We start from the raw sequence: 26,307 nt of genomic DNA, 5'->3' as shown, positions 1-26,307 counted from the left end.
TAATATTACGTTTTTTTTACACACATTGGACTATAAACCTATACCGGCACAATATAAAATCTTCACCAGGTTCAAAGAGGTTTGTAAGAGTTTATGCAAAACTATGAAGAACGAAAGATCCACATTCCGGGTTTTAGCCTTGCCTTAAAAGTTTGGCATCCTGAAAAACCCAATCCTGTTTTGTGTTTGCATGGCAAACTGGATAATGCGGCAAGCTTTGATTTCTTAGCACCATTAATGCCTGACAGACAGCTTGTTGCTGTTGACTATCCAGGCACTGGATTTTCCAGCCATTATCCCGCAGGCGTCATGCCGCATTGGAAAAATGATGCATTATTGATGTTGCATCTAACCAAAGCATTAAAATGGGAACGTTTTGATATCATTGCCCATTCATTAGGCTCACTACTGGCCACAACCATGGCCATTGCCCAACCCCAACGTGTTGGCAAATTAATATTTCTTGATATTTTGGGACCTAAAGTTAATTTTATTGAGCAAGCAATAACAAACATACAACAAGATGCAGCACGTTATTTATCCTATAACCCACAACAAAGAATTCTATTTACTGACCGCATTGCTGCCATCCATGAGCGAATGAACATTGGTTCTATCAGTTATCAAGCTGCTGAGGCTTTAGTTGCTCGAGGTACCATAAAAAATAAAGAAGGCTGGCATTGGACTTTTGATAAACGTTTGCACTGTGTAGGCTCCACCCTTCCATTTGAAGATGAGTTAAGAGCAATGTTGCAAGCAATTGAGGCCCCAGTGTGCCTCATTCGCGCAAAACAAGGGGTAGCTTATCCTGAGGAGGTTTTTCAAGCGAGAATGCGTGCAATAAAACATTGTACTCTGTATGAGATTGAGGGAGGGCATCATGTGCATATGGATGGTCCAGTGCCTGTAGTCAAAATAATTGATCATATTTTAATCAATTAAATCACTACAAATACACATAGTGTTCTTTTTTTGGTTATTGGTATTGTTTTGTGTTCTAGTTGTGCTAAAATTCACATCCCTTGTCAACAACCAAAGAAAGATAGTATTTTTTATAACGAAAGTAAGAGGTGATAAAATGGCATTTTTTAAGTGGAATTGGGGTGCAAAGAAAGTGGATCAAGCGAAAGCTGGATTAAAAAAATTTGGTTCATCCAAGCCCGACATCTATAATACAGTTCGTGATTTGAGGGTTGAATTAAAAGCTGAAGCAAATGAAAACCATTCTAAAGACATCATCAATGCGTTACAACAACTCGATGCTAGGTTAGATGAAATACAGCAAACCTTCAACAAAAACACCAATCAACCGATGAATGTCTTTGAATACGCGTTTTGCTGTCGAGAATTTGCTAACGATTGTCGATCAGCTATCTTAAGTTACGAGCCAACCTTAATAGCAGCTCCTGGCATTTGGAATAAGTGCAAAGCATACATCAATCTCCTCGTGGAATATTTTAACTATCAGCCATTCTTAGAAGTGGAGAAAAGCACACTTGGCTTAAAAGAGGATTTTAGGCAACAATTTAACAATACAAAAAGCGATCTCATGCCCAAAAAGTCTCCTAGCGATTCTGAGGATGATCAATGCAGCTGCTTTCCAATGAAATTCTAAGATAAGAAATTTTACTTGTAGCTTGAGAGCAGCGAAGCGGAACTCACCCCGGGAATTATATGGACTTACCCCGGGTTACGGCTTCCTAATCCGGGCTACGAGTAAATCACTTCCCTATTTTATAATCTCTATTTTTAAATTCTTATCCTAATCCAACAGTGCTAATATTAATGAATTAAAAAATTTCAAAAGGAATTGTCTTATGCAAGATGTATTTGAAATAAACCCCACTCTGCTCAGCCAACTCATTTTTCAGGAGTGAGCCCATGAGCCGCATCGTTCTTTTTACATCCGGATTAATTGTCCTATGGATAGTAGGCTACTTCCTCATTGTTGGCAGCCATGTTCTGATTCCTATTGTAATCGCGATTTTTATTTGGTACCTGCTTAATACCATAAGCAATATCATTCAGCGAATACCCAAATTAGGCCCGCTTCTGCCTAATTGGCTCAGTATGATTGTCGCGTTCACCATAGTTGCGGTGTTTATTTTCGTTTTGATTAATATCATTACGAATAATGTGAATAATGTCATCGCCGCCTCAAGTCGTTATCAAGAAAATTTATTAAAAATTTCTAATGATATCGATAGAAAATTTCATATTGAACTTTTGGCAAGCATTACTAGCATGATAAAAAGCCTGAATTTTCAAACAATTATTGTTAATGTTTATGGAGTATTCACTACTTTAGCAAGTTCAACCGTACTCATCTTATTATATGTAGCGTTTTTGTTCGTTGAGCAGCATTTTTTCTTTAAAAAAATTGATGCCTTGTTTCCCTCATTGGAAGGACGACTTTTGATTAACAACATCATTAACCACATCGTCAATGACACTCAGACTTACCTGGGGTTAAAATCCATTTTGAGTATTTTTACCGCCATTTCCAGCTGGATTATTATGAAGTGGGTTGGCTTAGATTTCGCGGAATTTTGGGCGCTGCTGATTTTCTTCCTCAATTTTATTCCCAATATCGGTGCAATTATTGCTATTGCGTTTCCAGCTTCGCTGGCAATTGTACAATTTACCGGGTGGATTCCTTTTACGGAAGTCATCATAGGTTTAGGAGCTGTTCAGTTTATTGTAGGGAATTTGATTGAACCACGTTTCTTAAGCAATTCGTTGAATTTAAGTCCCTTAGTCATCTTAGTGGCCTTAGCAGTTTGGGGCGCAATCTGGGGAATATTAGGCATGTTTCTCTCCGTGCCAATTACCGTGATGATGATGATTATCTTTGCTCATTTCGAACAAACCAGGGCGATTGCGATTCTTTTATCGCGAGATGGGGATATTTTTAAAACGTACGAACTGTTGCCTATGCAAAATTCCCCCGAGCAAGATTGGGTGAAATATTAAGATGTGTCGCCTGGGTGAAGGCGAAGCCATAACCCAGGCGACAATAAATAATTTACTTACTGGTTTCCCAAAATGCAATGTGAGCACCTGTAGGGTCTTGAATAATTGCAAAAAGCCCCATTTCACCGACTTGAGTCACCCCTTTAACCTCTTGAGCCCCGTTTTGCTTTGCTTTTGCCAAAGTTTCTGCAACATTATTCACCAGAATGTACGCCATCCAATGTGGTGGTATTTCTTTTTGTTGATTTGTAGGGATTTGCCACATACCGCCAACGTCTTTATCGTTCGTTTGTATGAGCGTATAGGTCATCGTTTCGTCAGCAAATATTTCTTTAAATTGCCAGCCTAATACTTTGCTATAAAACTCTTTCGCTTTCTTCACATCCGCAGTAGCTAATTCATTCCAACAAAATTGTCCCATAGAATCTTGTGCCATGATTTATTTCCTTATCTTATTAGAGGTGTTTGAATAATAGCTCATAATTCCCAAAGATGTTAGAACAATGAGCTAAAACACCATATAGTCCCTATCACGCTGCGGAAGCAGCCTTGCTAAGCTCGCCGCAGTATCGTCTTTATTCTCAGTTGCATAGCCCTTTTATTGCTCCTTAAAATCGAGAGTTGAAGGGGGAAGCTATCTAAAAATCAGGTTAAATGCCTAATAAAAAATTGAAAAAATATAAAAATTATGATGATTAAAAAAGGAACTAATACAGATAAGTTCCCTCTATTAATGGGCTTTGAGCCGCTGTTCACATTAACATTCATACTGTCTGCATTGGTCGAATCATAAAAAGTATCTTTATCGACAATGATTGCTTGAGGGGGTAATTGTTCTGATTCAGTTTTGGTGCGATTCGTTTTTTTGACGGCGGTACCTATGGCAAGAAACTCAATTAAGCCATTGCCCAATTGATATACATAAGTTTTGACTCCTACTACATCATCCGCCCCTATGGACTGCGCTTCTTCATTGATAATTGCCAATGCATTCTCGCGCGCATTATAAATCAGTCGTGTCAGCTCATTAATTTCCCCGCGCACAAATGCTTTAATTGCCGAAGTAATCCCACCGACTAACCCTAGAGAATAAACTGATGTGCCCAAAAGCAACTTCATAGGTGCATAACCTAAACGAGCCATATTCCACATTTCAATATTAGTCATGTCGCTAGTTACTACATCATTATCTGTATCCGTGATTAACTGTGAATTCTGAGAAGCAGTCCCTATCATAAGCATTTCATTGACACCACCAAAAGGTAGAACAGTAGTCTTAATACCAAGGACAGCATTTGCTTTATATTGTCTCGCATGAGCAATAATACGACTTAATGCTAAGTGTCTAGTTTTATTAAAAATATCAGAGTATTCTTTGATTTCACCACGTGCTAACGTTTTTAAACTACCGATTATCCCCCGACCTAATCCCATGGAATAGGCAACATTGCCAAAAGCAAAACAAATCGGTTTGTACCCTGCATCAAGCTGAGCATATAATTCCTGACCATCTGCTGAAGTCGAAAACTTGTTTTTATCCGCTCCACTGTCTGCATAAATCACCGAACCTATTGATAAAAACTCAATATTGGCTCCATGGACAATTAATTGACTGGTGACACCAGTAATCCCTGTTGCATCTTTGCTTACAGCCTCTTCTAGCATGCGTTTATATGCTGTTTCTCTACCTTCCTCTATAAGCGATGTAATCTGAGTTAACTCACCACCTAATATCGCTTTAAAACCAGACCCCACACTGCCGATGATCCCCAAAGAATGAACACTATTGCCAACAACTATGGTTCCTGGTGAGTAATTTTTAAGCTGTAAACAATATATTTCATTTCCAGATAATCCTGTTGTAACAGCCATAATTTATTCCTTAAAATTATAATTTTTATATTCATAGTCTAGATGGTATTTTTATAATATTTGGAGGCACAAAATAATTTTTATTGCCTATTTAATGGAGTCGATTGGTTTTGAAAAATACATTAATTAAAATTTTTCTTTGCACTCTTGCTTCAATCCCATACCCGGCCATTGCCGATAATGATATTTGCTCTGATTTATTAACCCTTATCAATTCTCCCAGTAATGTAAATAGCCCATGCTCCGTCCCCTTTAAAAAGGCATTTGTTGAATTAAATTACATTAATCAGCAGTTACCCGAGCATGCCGGTGCCCAACAAAACTTTCCGAATACAGATCTGCGTATTGGTTTACCATCAAATAATGAATTTTTTGTATTCCCATCCAACTATATTGACCAAAAAAGTATTCCTAAATCAGGTGCTACGGATAATCGCTTTGGCCTAAAACACACCATCAACTACAAAAATAATTGGGTTTTTGCGCTCCAAGGGATTGCTAATACCCCAACTGGAAGTTTTGCTTATGGCAGTAATCACTGGGGAGTAACGTTCAATGGAATTGCATATTATGAAATAAATCAGCTCAGTATTACTGCACAGCTTGGTTTGAGTAGACTCAGTGATCCAAGGATTACTGGAGGCCATTACTTCAACACGATTAACCCTGATATTTCTTTAGGTTTCTCACCTACTGAAAAGATTTCTCTTTATGTAGAACTATACGGCCAAAGTAAAATTAGCGCGACCCAAGGTTCTGGCTATAATTTTGATGGGGGAATTTCCTTTCTTGTTTTTCCCAATACCATATTAAATCTCAGCGGTGGACAACAGTTACACAATTATTTGGGCAATTTTAAACATTATATTAATGTAGGTATTGCGGTAATGGTGTGATTATTAAAGGCAGTTACATTTCGCAAGCATAAGTAAGCGTAAGGCTGGGCTTAACAACCCAGCCCAGCCACGATATGGGAGAACTCGAGATAACAGAGCAGTTTGGCCAGCATAGTGAAATAGAACCTGAGCCTAAGCAAATTGCACAGTGGTTCTTGCAGATTCGTCCGGCTCTAAAAGACGATAAATATCTTCAGATGTATCATTTTTAGCGGTAAGCTGTTTTTGATACATATCGTATAATCGATAGCCCACATAGATACAGGTTAAACCCAGAGCAACTGGCCAAGATGCTACAGCTGCAGTAATGATGAATGCGATACCTCCAACATTAAATGCCAAGCTTTTCCAAAAGTCTTGATAGCTTTTATCACATTTTTCATTGAGTACGCTTAAGAGTTGACGATGATGCTCGTCATCTAAAATCGTACCATTTGTCAATTCTCGGCGTACTGCTATCGCAGATTTTTGGTATTTTTTATACTCTTCTGCAGTATTATACAAGGCATTACCCAGCAAACTAAGCAAAGCAAGCCCAGCCAAAGCCAGTGGTCCCGTGCATAATAAACTGATTGCAAAACTGGTGGCGATTAGATTTGCTGCGACAATGTTGATTGTAAAATAGGTGCATTGAGCCTCCCATTCATCATTTAATACATCAATTTGTCGTTGAATCACCGCATGTTCCAGCGTAGTCGCATCTTTTAACTGACGCTGCAATGTCTGCAAACGATTCTGATATCGATTCGCTTCAAAAAACCATTGAGCTAAAAACAAAAGTGCATCAAAAATCAGAAATGCAATGACGATGACTGAAGAAGCTGATTCAGCAATGTGAAAAACTTTATTATACGTCGTGAGTAACCCTACTACCGCCCAAACTAAATCGCTCGCCATAGTAAATCCACGTTTTTCCATTTCTTGTTTCAGTACTTTCTTTGTTGATAATTCATCGTTTATTGCAGACTCAATAATATGTTTCATCAAAAGAATAAAATGAATAAGAAAACGCAATGCATAGAGGGCAATACCTATATCAGTGATGGCCTCACGTGATTTATCTAAAAAATAAACTCCTTCAACAAAACTGTATTGATTTCCAAGCGCTTTATTAACCTCTTTGATTAATTCAGAAATAGCGCTTTTTTGCAGATAAACAATTGCGTAATTTGCAAAACCACGGCTATAAGAGAATTGGGAGCGTACCGTATTGATATTGCCTATATATTTGCGCAGCTTAGAAATACTCTGTAATGAGGACAGACCCGTCCTTATTCCCCCCATTATGAACTCTGGGAAATTATCACTCGATTTTTGCTTTTTCTGAGCAAGATCGATTTTATAAAGATTTTTCAGTTCTTTGCGCCGTTGTTTTAATTGTTCCAAATCAGAACCAACATAATCCAATTGATAATAGGAAATCAGTAAATCACATAAAGAGTATAAACAAAGAACTGCAGCATTCTCTTCACTCCAATGGGTTTTATTCGAGAGAAGCACTTGATATAAAGATGAAAACTCATAATTTAATTGATCTAAACTAAACTCTTCTTCTTTAAAAGAAAAATCAGTTTTTTTAAAGGAATGATTAAAAAAAGTATGTTTTATGAGACTAATTTTTGTTTTTCCCATAAAAAAACTCATTCGGATGAATTGAGATGACTTGTTCCATTGTACTATGAGTATCAAAAACAGATTAAAACAATAGTGTTAAGTTTCTGCAAAAAAACTGTTAAAAATGGAGAAAATGCGCGAAAGCCAAGAGCAGATCAATGATTTAACCTAAAAAAAGCGATTGAGGCATCGCGTGCACAACAGTTTTCAATTGCTTTTTCTGGATTTAAGAACCGAAACACCCCTTTTTTTTCTAAAAACTAATTGATACACTCATTGCCCAAATATCCACAAGTCCGAGACATAAAGTTGATTCTTGATGCAAATAATTCCTCTGATTTCGATGAAAAAAACTCATCAAAAAAAGAGAACGTAGTCATTATCATTCCGACATATAATGAAGCGTCAGTCATTCAAACGACAATAGAGCAAGTTTTTGCATCAGTAGAACCAACAGACCAATATGAAGTACATATTTTAATTTTTGATAGCGCCTCTACAGATAACACACAACAAATCGTTGCTTCATTACAAAATAACCACCCCAACTTACATTTATGTAATGAACCCCAAAAATCGGGGCTTGGCTCTGCTTATTTGCAAGCTATGAATTATGCGTTGACCTCTTTAAATGCCGATATTATTTTTGAATTTGATGCCGATCTGTCCCATCAACCCAAGTATATTCGACCTATCTTGGATATGCTGCAAACCTGTGATTGTGTGTTGGGAAGCCGTTATGTAGATGGCGGTAGTATTCCAAACGATTGGGCATTACATCGCAAATTGTTCTCTGTCTTGGGTAATTATGTTGCACGTGCAGTACTTACTCCTAAGTATAAGGATTTTACTAGCGGTTTTCGTGCTACTCGCCGACAACAGCTTTTAAAAATTCTACCGCATCGATTTCTCACGAATAATTATGCATATAAAATGCAATTGTTGTGGCTTTTGCATAAAAACAAAGCAAAAATTCGTGAATATCCTATTGATTTTATTGATCGAAATGAAGGATACAGCAAGTTGCCTAAAAACAGTATTATCGATTCATTACGAGTCGTTTTTACTTTGCGCTATCATGAAGTCAAACGCTATTTAAAAATGTGCTTTGTTGGCTCCTTGGGTATTGCTGTACAGTTTATAACCTATAATACACTGCGTAAATATTTTCACTTTACCCCTTTTGATGCCTCGCAAATTGCAGTGTGTGCGGCAATCATTAACAATTTCATTCTGAATAATAAAATTACGTTTAGTGACAAAAATAAAACATCTTGGCCTTTAAAAACAAAACGTTTGCTCATTTTCACCATTTATTCAATATTTATAATTAACATGCAAAGTTATTGGCTACGGTTTGGTGTGCTTTGCTTTGGTGGTGGCGCATTGCGAGAAAATATAATCATGGGTACTGGCATAGGTTTAATGTCTCTTTTGAATTACTATGCTTATTCTCGACACATATGGGCCGAAAAACTTGTTCCTAGTAATTAAAAGGTAAAACGGTTCATGATTAAAACACAGTGCTCCCAATACTCAAAGGAAAGGATATACGTCTGATATGCGCAACAGCAAAGTAAGCTCATGGGACTTCTTTAATTGGCAAAGTGTCTATCCTTACCTCATCCTCTATTTTGTGATTTTACTGTTGCTAGCCCCGATTAACATATTATCACTTGATACTTATTATTATTGGGATTGGAGTCGACACCTCGCATTATCCTATTATGACGGCTCCCCCATGATTGCTTATTTTATTAGACTGTCAACTTCATTATTCGGCAATAGCCTCTTCGCGTTGAGTTTTGTGGGCATTATTGTAACCGCATTCACTAGTGCAATTATTTATAAATGCGCCCGATTTTTTTTATCCTATGAAGCAAGCTGTATTGCGATGCTTGTATGGTTGTTTTCTCCGCTTGTCACTCTGGATATTCTGAAACAAACCACCTACGACACACCACTTACTTTATTTTGGGCACTTACCCTCTATTACACTATAAAATTTATCCAAACAAATAAAACAAAAGATCTCTATTGTATAGGGATTAGTGCCGGATTGATGATGCTATCCAAATACACAGGCATCGTTTTAATTCTTGCGCTACTTATTTTTTTAATTTCTACTACCTATCGCTCAATTTTTAAAACAAAACATTTTTATTTTGCAATTCTTCTCGCCATTATTATTTTTAGCCCAGTCATCGTTTGGAATTATCAAAATCACTGGCAATCATTTATTTACCAGTTAACCACCCATAAACTCAACCAAGCAGTCTCCCCTTTTTTTCATGCGCTTAAAACATTTTTTAACTCCTTTGTTCCTGCATTGAATATCATGCTGCTCCCCCCTTTTTTAGTATGCAATAAAGAGTTGGATGAGAAAAAAGCATTAATTGTGAGATTATGTCGTACTGTTTGTTTTACGTTCCTCTGCTTTTACTTATATACCGCAAGTAAAGCAGAGATTAGGGAGTTTTGGCTTACGCCTTATTTAATTAGCAGCGCACTTTTATTAGGCTATTACGTCACAACAACTCATTATCGAAAAATAGCAATAGGCCTGATTGCTTTCTATGCATTCATTAGTCTTTTCGTTTTAATTGATAACACGTCTAAATTTAATTTTATTAAATCAAAGAAACTTGTTTTCTATCATTTAATTCAGAGATTTAATGCTGCATACCCTCAGTTGCCGAACACAATTCTTACTTCAGGTTGGTTTGAGGCTCGTATGCTTTTTTTCCTCCACAATAAACCAACTATTTATACTTTAGGTTGTGGCACTGCAGAAAATCAATATGCTTTATGGGGTAGCGACATTAATAAAAAAATTACCGATAAAACATTAAAAGAAGCATTCTACATTGATCGATATGACCGACTAAGTTGTTTGGAAAAACATTTTGATCAATGTCAAAAAATACCTACTCCTACATACCCTTTTAGGCACAAGGAATATGCGCTTCATGTCTATCAGTGTAAAAATTTTTCCTAAAAGACCATCAAAAACTTTGAACAAGACATACGTTTACGTAAAGAGTGCGATAGACAATCTTTTTTTAATGTATTCATCAAATTATGATACCATCCATGTTATTCGAACTTGATAAGGAATATCGATGCTTAAAGTACTCTTTCTTTTTATTGCCTTGTTATCTTCTGTTTGTTTTGCTGACGAAAAAGAAATTGCGATTACGATGGATGATTTACCTCTAGTTGCCTCAAGAATGAATAATCCAGGAAATAGACAACGCTCCACAGAACGCTTTACGCAAATTGTACAGACATTCCAAAAATATCAAGTTCCAGTTATCGGTTTTGTAATTGCAGGAGCAATAGAGAAAGGGCAATGGGACTTTCTTGAGCAATTTCGTAAGGCAGGCTTTATGCTAGGCAATCACACTTATTCGCATTACGATCTCGACCGAATTAGTGCTGAAAAATACATTGCTGATATTGATCGCGCCGATAAAATTCTTACCCCAATAATGACCACCCCCAAATATTTCCGTTACCCCTATCTAGCAGAAGGCAATAAATCCAAAAAACAAAAAGTGTATGATTATCTTAAAGAACATCATTACACAATTGCCCCAGTAACCATTGATACTAAAGATTTTGACTTTAATGAAATGCTTTATAAAGTCCCGTTTCGCTCACGTGTGAATTATATTCAAAAAATCAAGCCACGCTATCTGGCATATATATGGAAACAAACATTAAGAGCAGAGAGAGAAGGCAAAGGTAAAAAACAAATATTATTAATTCATGCAAACCTGCTCAATAGTTATGTATTAGGCGATATTTTGGAAATGTATCAAAAGAATGGGTATAAATTCATCAGTTTAACGGAGGCTTTGAAAAATCCTGGTTCAACCATCAATTTTTCTCCTTCAATGAAAAAAGATACTTTGGGAGATGAGCTAGAAAACGAGCTTTTAAATCCTCCAAAATCAAAACAAAATTATGTAACACCAGAGTAAATTATTTTGTATCCTGGGTGCAGCGAAGCGAAACCCGGGAAAACTGATTCGGAAATCCCCGGGTTTCGCTTCGCTGCACCCAGGCTACAATGTTATGAAGAGTGATGATTTTTTATAGCTTACAATTTTTTAAACAGGAGGTTATGTTATATGTTAATACTTGCAATCGTTTTATTCCTTGCTGTAGCACTCGGGGGTCTCTTTCTTTTAACAGCAATACTGCAGAACAGGCCTGTTAATCAAGTTGTGAAAACACTCCATGGCGTTTTTGCAGCATTAGGGTTAATCATAATAATCGTTTATATGCTTGCGTTTATGACAGGAGAGGCTTTCATTCTTAAAGTAAGTTTAATCATCTTAATTATTGCTGCATTAGGTGGATTAACCTTAGTTTCTCTGGCTAAAAAAGGCAAACCAGCTCCTAAAGTAGTAGTCCTTATTCATCCAATCATTGCCATTGCCGGACTAATTGCTTTGATAATCTATGTATTACCCTAGTTATTCCACTTCAAATCTGTTTTTTAAACGTATACGCAGTGACTGCACCAGTTCCTCTGGTGCTTTATCTGGTGATCCTGAATTAAAAGGTGGCTCAGGATCATACTCCAAACCAAGTTGTAAACTTTGCGCTACGTTTTCATTGGTAAGTTTCGCAGCAAGATAGAGCGCCATATCAATGCCTGCAGACACTCCAGCGGCAGTCATAATTTTTCCATCTTCTACAAATCGTTTGGAAGTGGGTATAGCTCCCCAATGACTCAGCCGATTCATGACAGCCCAATGGGTTGTTGCCTTAACTCCTGATAAAACCCCTGCAGCCCCTAGAATCAAACTCCCAGTACACACTGAAGTAGTCCATAAGGAATGCTCATGAATTTTTTTAATCCATGTGAGAATTTCAGGACAGTCGCGTAAAGCAGTTGCGTTACCTGCTCCCGGAATCAATAAAACATCCGTATGCGCAATATCAGTTAATGCATGCTCTGCAATCAAAGTAAGTCCGGAACAAGTGCGTATCGGTCCATGATTTAAGCCCACTCTTTGCACCACTACTTCTGGCAAACGGCTGAGCACTTCATAAGGACCAATGGCATCCAGAGCAGTCATTCCGTCATAAAATAAAAAAGTAATGTGTAGTGGTTTGGACATCGCGTCTATCCTTTTTTAACAAATTGAGATTTTAATTTCATAGCACCAATCCCTTCAATTTTACAATCAATATCATGATCACCTTCGACCAAGCGAATGTTTTTTACTTTAGTGCCAACTTTTACAACTTGTGACGAGCCCTTTATTTTTAAATCTTTAATGACTGTGACTGTATCTCCATCTTGGAGGATTTGCCCATGCGCATCTTTGATAATACGTTGATCATGTTGTATCTGCTCCCCCACTTCATCTTTTGCCCACTCATAGGAACATTCTGGACAAATCAATTGATTCCCATCTTCATAAGTATATTCTGAATTACATTTAGGGCATTGAGGTAGTGAGCTCATATTTTTTCCTATTAAAAAAGACATATAGTAACAAAAACGAAGCAGAGATCACTAAATTTAGTGATCTACTTCGATTAGTCTCCTACAGCAGTAATAAGCAAATAGCGTTCTTGAGGTTTGTATCGATGCTCATATAGATAAATCCCCTGCCATGTCCCCAAAGCCAATTCCCCATTTTGTATGGGGATAGTTAAACTGCTTTGCGTTAATATGGTACGGATGTGAGCGGGCATATCATCTTTACCTTCAATGATGTGTTTGAAAAGAGGATCGCCATCTGGAACTAAACGGATTAAAAAATGCTCCAGATCCCTACGAACTTGAGGATCATAATTTTCACAAAGCATCAAAGAAGCACTGGTATGCTTGAGAAATAAATGGCATAAACCCTGTTTTATTGTAGCTTTTGCAAGAAAAGATTTTACTTCAGCAGTAATATCCTGCGATCCTCGACCTTGGGTATGAAAGGTGATAGAAAATTGTTCGATTCTCATAAGAGTAAGGATTTAATTATTAGTATAGTTACTATCGCAAAATTTACGCTATCATTCAAAGCAAATCATTAGGCTCTATTACAGTGCCTATAACCGTAAGGGTTTTATGCCTGGATTTCTCTCCACGCTTTAATATTACTTGCCTTACTGGTACTTTAAAAATCTGCGCAACATACTGCAATAGTGCTTTATTAGCACGACCTTCAATTGGCGGCGTATTTAAGCGGATTTTAAGCTCCCCCTCATGAATGCCGACAATTTCTGTTTTTTTGGCACCTGGCTGAACATATAAATGCAGGATTAAACCTTCCACATCACGTTGATACCACACGGTATAATGATCCCTTCGCTTTTATAAAGAAAATTAAATAATTAAAACACTCTCCTGGAGGGGCTGGGATGCCCCTTCATCCGCCCTAACGGGCACCTTCTCTTCTATGTAGAGAAGGGGAAATGATACTTAATGGTAGTATGGAGCCATTAAGTTAATGGCTCACCTTTGTGAACCTATGCGTCCCGTGCGTGTTATTTCAATGAATTAACTGCTGAAACCCATAGAGCTTCCCACCCTTCCCATAATGGCAAGAGTGCCATCATAAGCCTTATCAAATAAACTCTTTTCAGCCTGCAACTTATCTTGAGTCGCCTCATCCATTTTTTCTTTGGTTTGTTGCATGTCTTGCATGTTACCAAGAAACGACCCAGCATACTTCGCCGCACTCGCGCCATTTTTACCGATTTGCGATTGAAACCATAATTTCGCTTTAGGCGCAGGACTCTCTTTAGTAATGAGACGCACAGGAAGTGTTCCATCACTTAATGCTTGAGACAGGTTATCTCCTGCAGTCGCTAATTGCTCGAGTAACGCATCGTTATCCGTCTTCATTGCATGACGTATTGTAGTATCACGTATAATGTTAAACATTTTTGTGTAATTTTCTTTTTTGCCTTCTGTCGCGCTTTCCACATATTTCTTGGACGTGACGTATGCTAATTTATCTCCATCAAAAATAATGCGTGGATCTTTTGCAAAGATTTCTAGAATATCGGGCCGTCCTGTAGATAAAATTGCTCCCATAGTCGTTTGAGTCGCATGAGGACTTTGAGTTTCAAAGCGAAGATCAGGGTGTTGTGCAATAAAGCGAATCAAATCTAATGGTGGAACAAGAGCAAGAACAACGCGGATGAGAAGTGTCCTTCCTTTGTCATTCTCAGCATTCACCAACTCAGGATGGTCCTTAATCAGTGTTTGTACTTTGTCATATTTTTTTTCAGTCACAGCTTGCCATAATGCTACTTCTTGTGGTGACGGCATTTTTTTCTCCCTTTTATGAAAAATTGGCCATATTATACCAAAAAAGAGGCATGATGAGATATAGATAATCAATTGTTATACAAAACGTCTTACATTCCAACACTATTTTGGGAATTAGTTTTGAGTTGAATCATTGAGGAAAGACTGTTTTTTACATGATTCAAAGGCTCATACTCAATCCCTAAATCACAAGCCTCACAAATTTTTTGAATATGAATCGGATTCGCTTTATTAAACCCTATCAATTTTGCGCCCTTGATTAGTCCTTCAATTTCTTTTATTTTTGCTGAAACTTCTGGCTCGACCTCTTCTTGAAGGTCACTTAAAATACTGGATAATTCTTTAAGCGCTGATTCATAATTACGCTGTTTTTCAGGATCAAACTCGATAAGCGCAGTCCCATCTCTGATAGTGTTCATAAAAAATCGATATCGGTGTGCATTTTGTGAATTTTCCTCATCATCGATTGGTTGATGTTCTCTTATATCAATTTCACGCTCTGAGACACTTAACTTCGTCTCAACTCTTTGTTGTTCTTCAAACAAAGAAGTCACAGGAGGATACTCACCATTAGAAATTATAGGTTTTGACATCTCCATACCTCCATGCGCAACAACCGGTACGCGAGACTCCAATTCAACTCCTCTCTTCTCAAACAAAGGAACAGCTTGCGGAAGCTCTCCATCGGGAATAATGGTTGGGGGCATTTCCATTTCTACAGCTTCAACATCAGGTTTATGGGTTTCCACCTCCATTCCTCCCTTCTCAGGCAAAGGGGCAGCTTGCGGCAGCTCCCCATCGGCGGGCATTTCCATGCCTACTGACTTAACATCAGGCCTATGAGTTTCCAGCTCCATTTCGTCCCTGTCAGACAAAGAAACAACCTGATGAATTGCCATATGCGTAAGCACCACATCAGATGTGTGGGGCTCCACTTGCGTTTCTAGTTTTTCAGACACAGCATTCATAGGATTTGGAGCAGCGGTTAAAGAATCTCTATCGAGCGACTCTTGATTTAACGAGGATCTGTCTATAGTTGACGTCAAACCCTCACCATCTTTGGGCGGTGCCATACTCATTTGTTTCATTAAATTCACATGAACTTCAAAACGTTTTTTTACCTCTTCGGGTAATACAGATTGCACAATACTCGCTATTATTTCTAACTCTTTATTGCACTTACTTAATAAAAGCTGAATGTCTTCATGACTTTCTGCTTTTTTAAGTTCCTCTTTATACTTCTTTAATTGAATTACGCCAGCATCTAACCGCTCAACCTGCTCTCGCTCTAACTCGTCGACAGGGCATTTTTGCAACTCCTCGATGATTAAGTCCAAACTGATACCCAGGTCGTCTAAGGCGTGCACACGGGCATTTTCATAATGAGCAGACAGCGTTTGCATCTCCTGTTCCCACTGGATGTGGATTACTTGGCTTTCCTTTTTAAAATTGCTGATGTTCTCTAGGTGCTCCTCATAAATCATTTGCACTTGTGGCGACTCATGGCGTATTTCCTCAAAAAAACCATCAAGAACTTCCAGAGCTTCTTTAAGTTTGTCTTCTTTAATTTGGCATTGCTTTTCAAGGATCTCTATATCGAGTGGCTCTAGACCAGATTGTCTTTCCCCTAAAGGGACAAGCGCATTTACTTCGGCCTCCATTTCTTCTTTTTTTACTAATAAGCTTTGATAAATTGCGATTGCTTTTTGTTTTTTTTCTTCACTAATATGTTCATCTTGAATGATCACCTCCAATGCCTTTCGCATCAGCATCATATGCTCATCATAAGTATCATCTAATAATTTAATGTGCTTCATATGATGTACATGGGTAATTCGTTTTATCTCAGCCTCATAATACTGATACAAATCCATATTTTTTAAGCCAAAAAGCGATTTTTCCCATTCAGATAAAGGAGGACGATGTGGTTTAAGTTCTTCAGCTTGTTGTAGGATTGATGACTCTTTTTTTCTAGGTACGAACACAGCATTTTGGAGATGTGCTGCTGTAGCCTTAGCCTGCTCTTTTTCTATCTCAAAAAGCATCACCATTTCTTTTGTTAATAAACCCTTGTCTGTAAAAAGTTTGCGGATTACATCAAAGCGGCCTGTGACTGTAAGAAAAAAAAGTAGATTATGTTCACACAAATGAATAAACTCATTGAAAATCTGTTCATTTTGACGAATCACATCGTTTTTATTGTGGACCCCATTAAGTCTTCTAAGCCATTCTAAATAAGACACTAAAAGCGGATAAGTAGCATCAGACAAATCACCTTGTTTTAAAATTGCATCGCTGGGATTACCCATTATCCGTTTTAAACGTTCTTCTGGTGATATATGAATGCGTCCCATTGCCAAACACCTTGCCCATATTTTAACTAATTATAGTATTTTTTGAGCATATTGAGGTGATGAAAATTAAAATAGGCTTTTTAGACAATAAGAATGATGGGAAAATGAAGTAGAGAAAGCCTGCTGTGATTCAGTGTCGAACATTTTTAGGGAGATAATTGATCACACAGTAGCTTAAACACTTGGCATTGGTAATCTCAAGGTTACGGAAGTAGGTAATCTCTTTTAAATAAAAATCAAAAGTTTCCTGAATCGCTTCAAAATATCCTTTAATGACTACGGAGTAACGCATTTTTGCAGTATGATGTATTTCGAGTAATTTAGAATATAAAAAAGTAACCTCTTGAGTACATTGTGTATGTGCTGTTAAAGCAACATCAAAGCAATTTGCTTCAAGTAATTTGGCTTTCAATTTATTGATATAGACAAGCATATTGGAAATGCACAAGTTAATTTTTTCTATTTTTTCTTTATAAACCTCGCCTAATACTTCAGGTATTGAATGAATCATTTCTCGCAAAAAATTTAAATCAGCAATGTAATTCCCTAGTACATTGTTTTTCTTCATTTCAATAAATCGTGCTTGCCACTCCACTAAATGCATGACCGTGCGTTTATATGCGAGCAGTTCCTTTTCCTTGATGTTATCTGCCGTAGGAAATATGGTGTTGGTTTTCAGCTGCTCTATATGTCCCATCACCATAAAGCATGCATTTTTTATATCTTCAAACGTTAATGACTCAAAATTATTTGTTTCAATTTTTTCACTAATATTATCAATAACGGTTACTACATCTAGGGATAACATTTCTGTTCCAAATTCTATATCACCTAGATCTGATTATAGTTCAATATTTAAACATTAAAGTAGATCTATTCTGGAAGCTTTTTTGATAATAACCACATACTTGCCTCAACTTTAGAGGCATAGTAGCGCAATATATCGCGCTACTACATAATTAATGCTCGTGCTTCATGCGCTTGAGGGTTTTCTGCTGGCATCACAAGTTCTGGATTCTCTTGAGGAACTACACGCGCTACTGGTGGCGCTTTAAACATCATCAGTTGCTTTTCAAACTCACCAAGCTCCGCCAGAGTAACTCGTTTGACATACACACCACTTTTTTTCTTTTCCTCATCAATTTTCTGCGTGAGAAATAGAATTTGTTGTTGTAACAACTCAATTTGCTGTGTTGTTTTTTGCTGCACTTGAGTCAATTGGCTAGCCAATTCACTCTGGATTTTTTCAATTCTAGGGCGAAATACCTTCTCTAAATTTTGTGCAGGCCTACTTACTAATTCATCAAACTCTAACTGCCAGTCATCCATATTTTCCGGCGTAAATAGATAACTGGATGCATAAGAATAAATTGAACCCATAAAAGATTTCTTTTTCGTTCCCTCAACGAGCCGATCATGCAAATCCCTAAAGCTAATTTTTAGTAGAATATCCTGTATTTGCTCAATTTTTTCTGCTTGTAACCCAGGAAACTTAAACGTTTTGACTAAGTCTCTATCGAGAAAACTATCGTGGACCTGCCGATGAAACTGACTTAAATCTCCTGGCTTTTGATCGGCTATCCATGCTTTTAAAACAAGAACATCATTGACTTGCTCACGAAATTGCTCAGGAAATTGTGCTACAGATGCTTTAGTTTTTGCTTTAAAGCTGAGTAGCGGCACTTGCTCTTTCATCAATCGATCGAGAGCAATGCTCTGTTCATTGGCTTGAATTAGTCTTAGTTCTAAAGCTTCTCGCTCTCGAGTTAGCTCGTGTGCACGTGAATGATATTGGGTAAAATCATCAAATAAAGCATGCGCACCAGAGCCTTCAATCACTAAGTCCCAATAATGACTAAACCCATTATGCTCTTCTTTGAGCCTCACCTGTTTCACATTAAATCCGTTTAATCCTTGCAGTTTTTTCTTAATATTTTCAGCTTTATCTGCAAGATACTTACTTCTATTGAGTAATTCACTATGATCCTGACTAAATGTTTCGAAAAGCATACGCGCCGTGCCACGCATATGGGCTACTGGCCCTTGCAACGGAGAATGTTTTTGGGCCAGCTCTTCTGCTTTACTCGAAAGAAAATGATACATTTCATCAAAAGCATAGATCGTCTTATTTTCAGTTTGCACAGTATCCAATGCTTTTTTAATTGCCTTCCACTCATTATTTTCGCGCAAGTCTTCATTGCCATCTTCTAAGTTTTTAATAGAAGAGTTCCATTGCACTTTCATAGCCTCATACAGAGATTCTTCTCTGCAATCATGCATAAAATCAGCATCCAGTTCATTTTTGCCTGAACCAATAGCCGTTAAGCCACCTAGGGTAGCCAAAGTTTCTTTAATTAAAGTATGTGTATTCCTATGACCAAAAAAAGGAAATATCCATACCCCTTCAAGTTGCAGCTCATGTTCTGCTAATACTTTATACAAGTTCCTAATCGCAATTTTTTTCCTATCAAGATCTTTTGCCCTTTTTAACTGATATACAGCACTCAATATAGCCTCTGCCGCCATTTTCACAGTCGTGCGTTCAAGCCAATACCCCAAACCTTGATTTTTTTTCTTCGCCCAAGATAAAGAAGACTCCAATTCATCGACAAGTTCTACTAGCACCCGATCCAAATAAATTGTTTTTAAATGCTGCAGTTGCTTTGTTTCTGCAAGTCCGGCTTGTTTGTATACCCGCAACAACTCATGAATTACGGGTTGCATGGCATATTTTTCAGCAAATTGATCTGCAGGAGCATGCCTCGTGCCATAATGTCGTAAACACGTAACGAGATTATCTAAAGTTTTTGCTTTAGCGACTTGCTCAAGCGATTCAGCTCGTGCCGTTTCACTTAAATAAGGATTACTTTCTATAATGCGACTTATATCTGCAGCAAATATTTTCACCTGATTTTTAGCAAAATCATGAGCATAGACATCTACCGCTCCATCAGCAAATCGCAACATCGCTCCATTAACATCTAATCCAGAGACAAGATAACGATGTGATTTTTTCTTCTCTGCACGCACCTCTTTTTTGTTTTCGCGCACAGCCAATCGATTTAATTTCAATTGCTCACTTAATAAAACTCCGTCTAAGTAGTGACAACGTAAATCATTAATAGAGCCTTCTGTAATGAGCGCCTTTGCTTTTTCTTTAAGTAACGCCCGTTTCTGCTCCCAAAGCAAATGAACGGCTTCTTTATAAGTACTCACCGCGTCATCCAATTTCTTTGCACCCCAACGGACATAGGGATTAGGGTATTTTTTCTGCAGATCAGAATACCCCAGGCATTGATCCCATTTTTCGTTCAAAATAAGAATTAAATCCTCGCGTTGTTTCAATAATTCTGCATCCAGTGCTCGCCATGTCGATTTAGGATAAACAAGATGCAGCAACTCTTTCCATTCTTGGAATTGTTGCAAAACAACCTGCTGTATTTCAGAAACTCTCCGTGTGTAATGACGTTCAACAGCAACACCTTTATTTTGTTTTCTTTGCAGTTGTATCAATGCAGTAAGTAGCTCTTCGCAGTTTTGCGCAGATTGATAAAGCCAAGAGCGCAACAAGAATTTTCCATGGTCCTTATACAGTGTGACATGTTTACCTGGGTGATTGTTCAGTGCAACGCTTTTAATAATCTGCTGCGTGCTACTTGAAGTATCTAAGCTGGTTTGAATGGTCAAAAATCCCTTAGGATGCTTTGTATAAAAAGCATCCTCTTTGTCAGGTAAGGTAACAATAGTGATCGTATTCTTTTCTCCTGACTTATTTTTAATCCAGTGCTTTCGTTCTATGGCTGATTCAGTACCTACAAATGCGGTAATATTTTTTTCACCAAACTGTGCCTTTAATTCCTGCTCAAGAAGTTTTACTTCACTTGCATTTTGAGCAATGAGCACAATAGGTTGCCCGGAGTCAGCTTTCTGGACCGCCTTTTTAACAGCCCCTACATAAGCTTGCTTCTCTGCGTTAGATTTTATAGCCGCTTCATTACGTTCATTTTGGTAATGCGCTGGTATTTTGCACTGCACACTCATGCTGAGCTTATCGCATTGCTCAACCAACTCATCTTTTTGGCTTACAGTTCTAGAAACACCAATAATACGCCCTTGTTTTTTGTAATCATCAATCAAGTCCTTGATTGATGCCGAGTCAATAAAACGCATTTCCGGTTCAATAATAAACTCCCAATCCGGATTTTCCTTTTGTAGTCGAGCGTGAAGGAATTGCTGAACTAGAAAGGAAAAACCTTTTTGAGATGCTTTCAAAGGAATAGCAACATGAACTGTTGTTTCAGAAGCAGGAATAACAAAATCCTCTCCTGCAACCAAACGCTGAGCTTCTATAGCTGCATTGATCCATAAATTAAATTGCTCGTCAGGCAAAGAGTTTAAGTGTGTCTTATGTGGGCCTGTTGGTGCATGTCGGTCCAAAAGTTCTTTTAAGCGTGCGACATCCTGCCCCTCACTCCAAACATTATCTGGATACAGCGTTTTAAACTTCCGCTGATTAACAAATTCATTGATTAGAGGATAAATCCATGCATAGGTATGATTTTCACTGTCTTCATAATCCTGAACAAGATGATATAAAATTCTTTGCTCCCATTCTGAAACAGATCCACAAAGAATTAAATTACTCGATAAAAGATGGCGCCCCCTGTAAGCAACCAAGTCTTCATTCTCAGTTTTAGCTCGTGAACGATATAAAGCCAAATCTCCTGCAGTAGAATAATTTATCCCGCCAACTTGATAAGTTCCCTTAGGAGAATCTGCTTTAATACTACTTGAATCAATACCAATTGAAGTCAAAAAGTCTTTATTCCCTTTGTTTTTATCATCCTGAATCACTGCATCGCGGTTAAAGAGACATACGTCAACCGTTCCACCATCCGCCTCAACCCACTGCATTACAGCAAGCAATGTTACTCTACTATTTTCCTCATCAGTATCTGCTTCCATCAGCATATTGTGTGGCTGGCTTTTGAGTTCCCTTAAAATGGAAATAAGTTGCGTCGTATCAACAAATACTCCAGTGGCACGGAAATATTGTTCACGTAATACCGCAAGCAGTTTTAATTGGAGTTTTAGTTTTTCATCCGTATCAAGAGCTGGTGTTCTTATGGTGTTAATCAATGTATCAGATAAGTTGCGCAACTCAGCACGGCTGGCTTGAGTTAAATTCACATAAGGCTTAACCACTTTTGTTGCAAGATCATAACCAAAAGTCAAAGTAAACGGTTTATCTCTTCCTATGGCATTGATGTAGGTAATTTGTTGCGCCAAATCATATTGTTCTTGGCCACTTAAAGGCTCTCCCTCAACACCCTCTTGAATATTGGCAATAACTCGCGCAATTTGTGAGGTATCAAATTGCTCATCAAGAATCTGATCAGTATCTTTTAGGATAATACCAAATTCATTGATTTGTGGGGCACGACCAGATTTTGGATCCTTATCAAATGCATCGATATAAGCCTTTAGAGCATTATAAGAACCCTTTAATGCGGGGATAAACGTTTCCATCTCTGGATATGGCGGTGAATTAAATAATTGTTCCAATTCCTTTAGATTGTGTCGATTTAATTCAAGTCCAGCTTGCAGGTCTAGCAGACAACGAATATTTTTATCCGGAGTACGTTCACCAAGTATCAATACTATTTTTAACCAGATCTTTAAGTCAGAATCACGCATACCCTCTAACTTATCGATTAAGTTAGGGAGCATCCTTTCTTTGCCGTTAGTACAAGTCTTGATTAATAAACTAAGCAAGGGCACTAATGAATGCACTTCTGCTTTAGCGCGAGTAATTGATGTAATTTTATCAACAATGTTCTTTAACAAGTGCTCATCAACTTCAGGACCAGCTTTTTTTATTAACTGAATTAAAGTATTGAACAACGCGGCGGACTGCTTTTCATCCACCCCATTCAAGGACTTCAACCCAATGAGTTCCTTCAATGGGAATAAAGCATTCTGTGTTAAGTTATAAGTGCATGACCAACGCAATAGAGTTTCATACGCTTCTTGTCCAAGAGTTTCTCGGTATTTTGTTAAATAAGTAATCTCATTTAAAGCACGACGTAGCTGCTCTGCGGAATATACTGGTATATCTTTTAATATTTGGCATAAAACAGCTAATGAAGATGCAACTGCAAGCGGCTCGTTTTCACTTAAGACATTCAGTAGCTCATGCATTTGCACTACAGTAAGCGTTCTCTTTCCAGCTTTTTTGAGCTTGATTTCATCAGCTAATAATGAAATACAGCGACGAAACTCAATACTGCTTTTATTCTTAATGCGAATGAGTGAGTTGATCAAACCATTCACGTCATCTAATTGCTGCCTCCATTGGTGAAACGCCTCATCAATAGGAAGGTCTGTATCTAATCCATTATGTTGTTTTAATATAAAAGCATCAAAGCCTTTATTTGATGTCTGTAATGAGCCTAAAGCAGCATTCAAACTAGATTGCACGCTTTCCTCTAATCTAGACTGCAGCGCAACCAAAAAGGATTGCTCGGAAAAAAATTCCTGCCCCAAGACCTCAACCATTTTCATTTTTGAAAGAGGAGCTCTCGATAAAGCTCGAGAAAACATTCTCCCCCCCAGCAAATTCTTAACCTCTTGTTCTTCTTCAGCTAAAGAGTCAAGGATCATTGAGGGTCTAATAGGTTTTTGTTGCAAATAATACAGCACAACATTATGGGCTTCCATCCAGGATTCCAAATACCCTTTTACCGTTCCTGATAAATTCTCCAGTTGATTTTCGAGTTGCCAGTCATCATAGCTTTGCCTCATCAGGCTAAAAAGATCGATAGTTGTTTCTTTAACCGCTTCTTTGCCTATTTTTAACGCCGGTAATCCGGTACGTACAATTTCAAAAATACGTGTTTTTTGATTTTCATCTTCAGTAAAATTCGCCTTTCTGACTGATTCAACCACGGTGATGAGCTGATCTAGAGAAGGCAAACGGTAAGAAGCTTCAATATTAATATCAGTCAGAATTGCCAGTAACTGTTCACCTCGTCCCTCTTGCATATCATGGATAGCGTGTGCAAGCATTTTGATTTTGGTCTCATACTCGCTATCTTCTGCATCAGGTTGTGTCTCTTTGGGAATTTCATCACTTAATAAGGATAGAAGTACTACAAACTGAGATAATGTCTGGGGTTGATCATGAAAAAGCTCAGGCAAAAACTTATCCAAGTTGGATGCAGAAACCAAATGGTTTAGCAAATCTTTATAAGATAATTGCTGTATCGGTGCAGTATGTGTCTGCTCCATCAGCAAACGTCTTTTATAATTATCAAGAACGAATGAGGCCGCGTTACCATACTCTCTCATGAGCCTTAAAGCCAGGGTACTTGTCTCCCGAATTTCATGGCGTGCTAGGTCCGGAGCCTGAGCTTTTGTTTTTTGCGCTAACAATAAGATATCAAGCAGCGTGTTCAACTCATCAATTGTAGGCATTGACTCCCAGCTGTGGTGGGCCAGTGATTCTGCCAGCACTGGAATTTCATGCAAGTCTTCACCAAACTGCTCTGCCATTGCAAGCAATTGGTTAATTAGTTTTTGAACGGAAGAATCAGGATATTCACTATGAGTACATACACGTTGTCCCGTAGTTAACAAAGCAACGAGATTAAGTAATAATACTTTATTCTGCTGATTAAGCTTATTATTTTTACTGATTTCCTGTTCAATTTTTTGATACACATCCAGGCTGAATGCCCATTCTTGTGTGCCGATAAAACGATAAAAACGGGCCACCGTTTCTTCATAGGGACAATCAAAACGCGCTAGCCACGCACTCACCTCTCTAGGCGTTGTAGGGGTTGAATAATCAGGAACTACCTCATTAACATTGGCCCTTAAATTCATGTGCCGTGACACTAATTGATAATGGTGATAACGACTGGCATTGTAGGCCGCATGAACATCTATCCCATCTAAATAAGTCAGTTGTTCTTCCGGAGCACTGCTGTTATTGATGATGAACAGCAAGCGATCTAATGTAGGCTTCAGTTCTGTACCATTTTCTAAAGTACAGGAGCTGGGCAGCTTCAGTTTTTTCTTTTCCAGCTCATCCAGGAAATAGTTATAGGCTACGAATAAATCATTAACCTCAGTATAAGCTCCTGATGCTTTATGTTGCGTCACTAAAGTAACCCACCATGTTTTCTGTTCGCTACTTAATTCACTCAATTTTTTAAGGTTTGCCAAACCTCGAGGAGACATTAATGCCAGATAGTTCTCAGGTTTATCCAGAAATAGCGCATCAAACTCTTTAAAAAATTCCTTATCGTGTAATGTTTTAATGCGTTGCAATAAAAGCAAAACACCATCAGCCCCAGTGTGAATTAACACCTGAGCCAAACCCTGATAGTGACGATCAGATAAAGGCATGGCCTGTAACAGTTTTTTTATCAACTTCAACTTTGCCGCATCATGTTCAGTCAACTTAGATACGAAAAAAATAAAGGCAGCTAGTCGTTGTTCTGGCGAACTTTGCCCACTCAGTAAATAGCCAAATTCTTTTTTATAAAGACTAATGCGTTCTGAGTCTTTTTTCAAAAAAATAAATTGCTGATAAGAACCAAGCAAATGGCGCGCGTTTTCTTGAGAAAGTTCAGGGGCTAATGTCAAAGGGCTTATTTCGGGATGTTGATATTGGGGTTCTTCATTATTTCTTCGTTTTCTCTGTGTTGCTTTTCGTTGTTGAGGCTGGTGTACATGCGGCATTTGATATTGGAACTGTAAACCAATCCCGGGAGTTTTTACATCTTCAACCCAATTCTTTTTCGCTTTGCGTATTTTAGGTATATGAGGCTGAAAAGAAATTGGTGAGTCAGATAACTCAACTATTTGTGGTTGAAAGTCGAGAGAACATTTTTGGCGTTTGCTGTGCAGATACGCATTATCAAAGGATAATTGATACTGTGCCTGTTGTGGGGGAAACGTAAATTTGTAAAGTCTCGTGCGTTCTGGGCTTAAAAGAAATGTCATCAACTCATCGAAGTGTTCTTGAGAAAATGTATCACACTCCAGTAAGACCGTGACATCTGCAGAAATCCGCTTATCTTGCTCATAAGTGTTTGCCAAATGGGCAGTAAAATCTTTGACATTATTAAAATTATCTGTGCCCAGAGTGATTCTCATGCAACCATGCCCCCCAAATAATAAATACTAAGACTTTATTATCCAAATAGTGCTCAAATATATCACATTTTTAATTAATAAAATATTAAACCTGAAAAAAGAAGCTGAATCTGCAAAGAGTTGCTACTGCACTGATTTT

The 26,307-nt window shown here is 37.9% G+C and carries 19 protein-coding genes; 8 read left to right on the top strand and 11 right to left on the bottom strand.

Going from position 1 to position 26,307, the window contains the following annotated elements:
- Positions 1-93: 93 nt before the first annotated feature.
- The 3 genes from BGO44_RS05270 to BGO44_RS05260 all read left to right on the top strand — a co-directional run bounded on the left by BGO44_RS05270 (position 94) and on the right by BGO44_RS05260 (position 2,973).
- Positions 94-942: an alpha/beta fold hydrolase gene (locus tag BGO44_RS05270; protein ID WP_273198667.1), complete on the top strand. Its 849-nt coding sequence runs from the start codon at positions 94-96 to the stop codon at positions 940-942.
- A 136-nt stretch (positions 943-1,078) separates the two neighbouring features.
- On the top strand, positions 1,079-1,615 hold the full coding sequence (locus tag BGO44_RS05265; RefSeq protein WP_273198669.1) for a hypothetical protein: 537 nt from the start codon (positions 1,079-1,081) through the stop codon (positions 1,613-1,615).
- Positions 1,616-1,881: 266 nt separating this feature from the next.
- A complete protein-coding gene (locus BGO44_RS05260) occupies positions 1,882-2,973 on the top strand; it encodes an AI-2E family transporter (RefSeq protein WP_273198670.1) in 1,092 nt (363 codons plus the stop codon).
- Positions 2,974-3,025: 52 nt separating this feature from the next.
- Here BGO44_RS05260 and BGO44_RS05255 read toward each other — a convergent pair whose 3' ends face one another.
- Complete coding sequence (locus BGO44_RS05255; RefSeq protein WP_273198671.1) at positions 3,026-3,409, bottom strand: VOC family protein; 384 nt, start codon at positions 3,407-3,409, stop codon at positions 3,026-3,028.
- Between the two features lie 209 nt (positions 3,410-3,618).
- On the bottom strand, positions 3,619-4,845 hold the full coding sequence (locus BGO44_RS05250; RefSeq protein ID WP_058512085.1) for a heavy metal-binding domain-containing protein: 1,227 nt from the start codon (positions 4,843-4,845) through the stop codon (positions 3,619-3,621).
- Between the two features lie 110 nt (positions 4,846-4,955).
- On the opposite strand from BGO44_RS05250, the gene BGO44_RS05245 reads away from it, so the two are divergent.
- Complete coding sequence (locus BGO44_RS05245) at positions 4,956-5,741, top strand: transporter (RefSeq protein WP_273198672.1); 786 nt, start codon at positions 4,956-4,958, stop codon at positions 5,739-5,741.
- 132 nt (positions 5,742-5,873) lie between these two features.
- Here the strand turns inward: BGO44_RS05245 and BGO44_RS05240 are convergent, their stop codons facing one another.
- Positions 5,874-7,373: a hypothetical protein gene (locus BGO44_RS05240; RefSeq protein WP_273198673.1), complete on the bottom strand. Its 1,500-nt coding sequence runs from the start codon at positions 7,371-7,373 to the stop codon at positions 5,874-5,876.
- A gap of 291 nt (positions 7,374-7,664) precedes the next feature.
- Here BGO44_RS05240 and BGO44_RS05235 point away from each other — a divergent pair, with 291 nt between their 5' ends.
- The 4 genes from BGO44_RS05235 to BGO44_RS05220 all read left to right on the top strand — a co-directional run bounded on the left by BGO44_RS05235 (position 7,665) and on the right by BGO44_RS05220 (position 11,839).
- Positions 7,665-8,849: a glycosyltransferase family 2 protein gene (locus BGO44_RS05235; RefSeq protein ID WP_273198677.1), complete on the top strand. Its 1,185-nt coding sequence runs from the start codon at positions 7,665-7,667 to the stop codon at positions 8,847-8,849.
- 67 nt (positions 8,850-8,916) lie between these two features.
- Positions 8,917-10,353 carry a glycosyltransferase family 39 protein gene (locus tag BGO44_RS05230; protein ID WP_273198674.1) on the top strand — a complete coding sequence of 479 codons (1,437 nt, stop codon included), beginning with the start codon at positions 8,917-8,919 and terminating at the stop codon, positions 10,351-10,353.
- Positions 10,354-10,477: 124 nt separating this feature from the next.
- Positions 10,478-11,341 (top strand): polysaccharide deacetylase family protein, encoded by an 864-nt coding sequence (locus tag BGO44_RS05225; RefSeq protein ID WP_058512081.1) that lies wholly within the window; start codon positions 10,478-10,480, stop codon positions 11,339-11,341.
- Positions 11,342-11,491: 150 nt separating this feature from the next.
- Positions 11,492-11,839, top strand: coding sequence for a hypothetical protein (locus BGO44_RS05220; RefSeq protein ID WP_058512080.1), 348 nt, complete (start codon positions 11,492-11,494; stop codon positions 11,837-11,839).
- Here BGO44_RS05220 and BGO44_RS05215 read toward each other — a convergent pair whose 3' ends face one another.
- The 8 genes from BGO44_RS05215 to BGO44_RS05180 all read right to left on the bottom strand — a co-directional run bounded on the left by BGO44_RS05215 (position 11,840) and on the right by BGO44_RS05180 (position 26,168).
- Positions 11,840-12,490: a DJ-1/PfpI family protein gene (locus tag BGO44_RS05215; RefSeq protein ID WP_273201577.1), complete on the bottom strand. Its 651-nt coding sequence runs from the start codon at positions 12,488-12,490 to the stop codon at positions 11,840-11,842.
- 5 nt (positions 12,491-12,495) lie between these two features.
- Complete coding sequence (locus BGO44_RS05210; protein WP_273201579.1) at positions 12,496-12,840, bottom strand: zinc ribbon domain-containing protein YjdM; 345 nt, start codon at positions 12,838-12,840, stop codon at positions 12,496-12,498.
- 74 nt (positions 12,841-12,914) lie between these two features.
- On the bottom strand, positions 12,915-13,334 hold the full coding sequence (locus BGO44_RS05205) for a secondary thiamine-phosphate synthase enzyme YjbQ (protein ID WP_058512077.1): 420 nt from the start codon (positions 13,332-13,334) through the stop codon (positions 12,915-12,917).
- 55 nt (positions 13,335-13,389) lie between these two features.
- Positions 13,390-13,665 (bottom strand): DUF167 domain-containing protein, encoded by a 276-nt coding sequence (locus tag BGO44_RS05200; RefSeq protein WP_273201581.1) that lies wholly within the window; start codon positions 13,663-13,665, stop codon positions 13,390-13,392.
- A 207-nt stretch (positions 13,666-13,872) separates the two neighbouring features.
- Positions 13,873-14,649 (bottom strand): hypothetical protein, encoded by a 777-nt coding sequence (locus BGO44_RS05195; RefSeq protein ID WP_058512075.1) that lies wholly within the window; start codon positions 14,647-14,649, stop codon positions 13,873-13,875.
- A gap of 89 nt (positions 14,650-14,738) precedes the next feature.
- Entirely contained in the window at positions 14,739-17,003 is a 2,265-nt protein-coding gene (locus BGO44_RS05190; protein ID WP_273201584.1) for a hypothetical protein, read from the bottom strand.
- A 130-nt stretch (positions 17,004-17,133) separates the two neighbouring features.
- Positions 17,134-17,811: a hypothetical protein gene (locus BGO44_RS05185; RefSeq protein ID WP_273201586.1), complete on the bottom strand. Its 678-nt coding sequence runs from the start codon at positions 17,809-17,811 to the stop codon at positions 17,134-17,136.
- 143 nt (positions 17,812-17,954) lie between these two features.
- A complete protein-coding gene (locus BGO44_RS05180; RefSeq protein WP_273201588.1) occupies positions 17,955-26,168 on the bottom strand; it encodes a hypothetical protein in 8,214 nt (2,737 codons plus the stop codon).
- Positions 26,169-26,307 lie beyond the last annotated feature (139 nt).

It is taken from the genome of Legionella sp. 39-23 (assembly GCF_001897665.1).
Taxonomy (GTDB): domain Bacteria; phylum Pseudomonadota; class Gammaproteobacteria; order Legionellales; family Legionellaceae; genus Legionella; species Legionella steelei.
The sequence above is the reverse complement of the archived record's forward strand: the minus strand, read 5'-3'. Positions and strand labels throughout refer to the sequence as shown.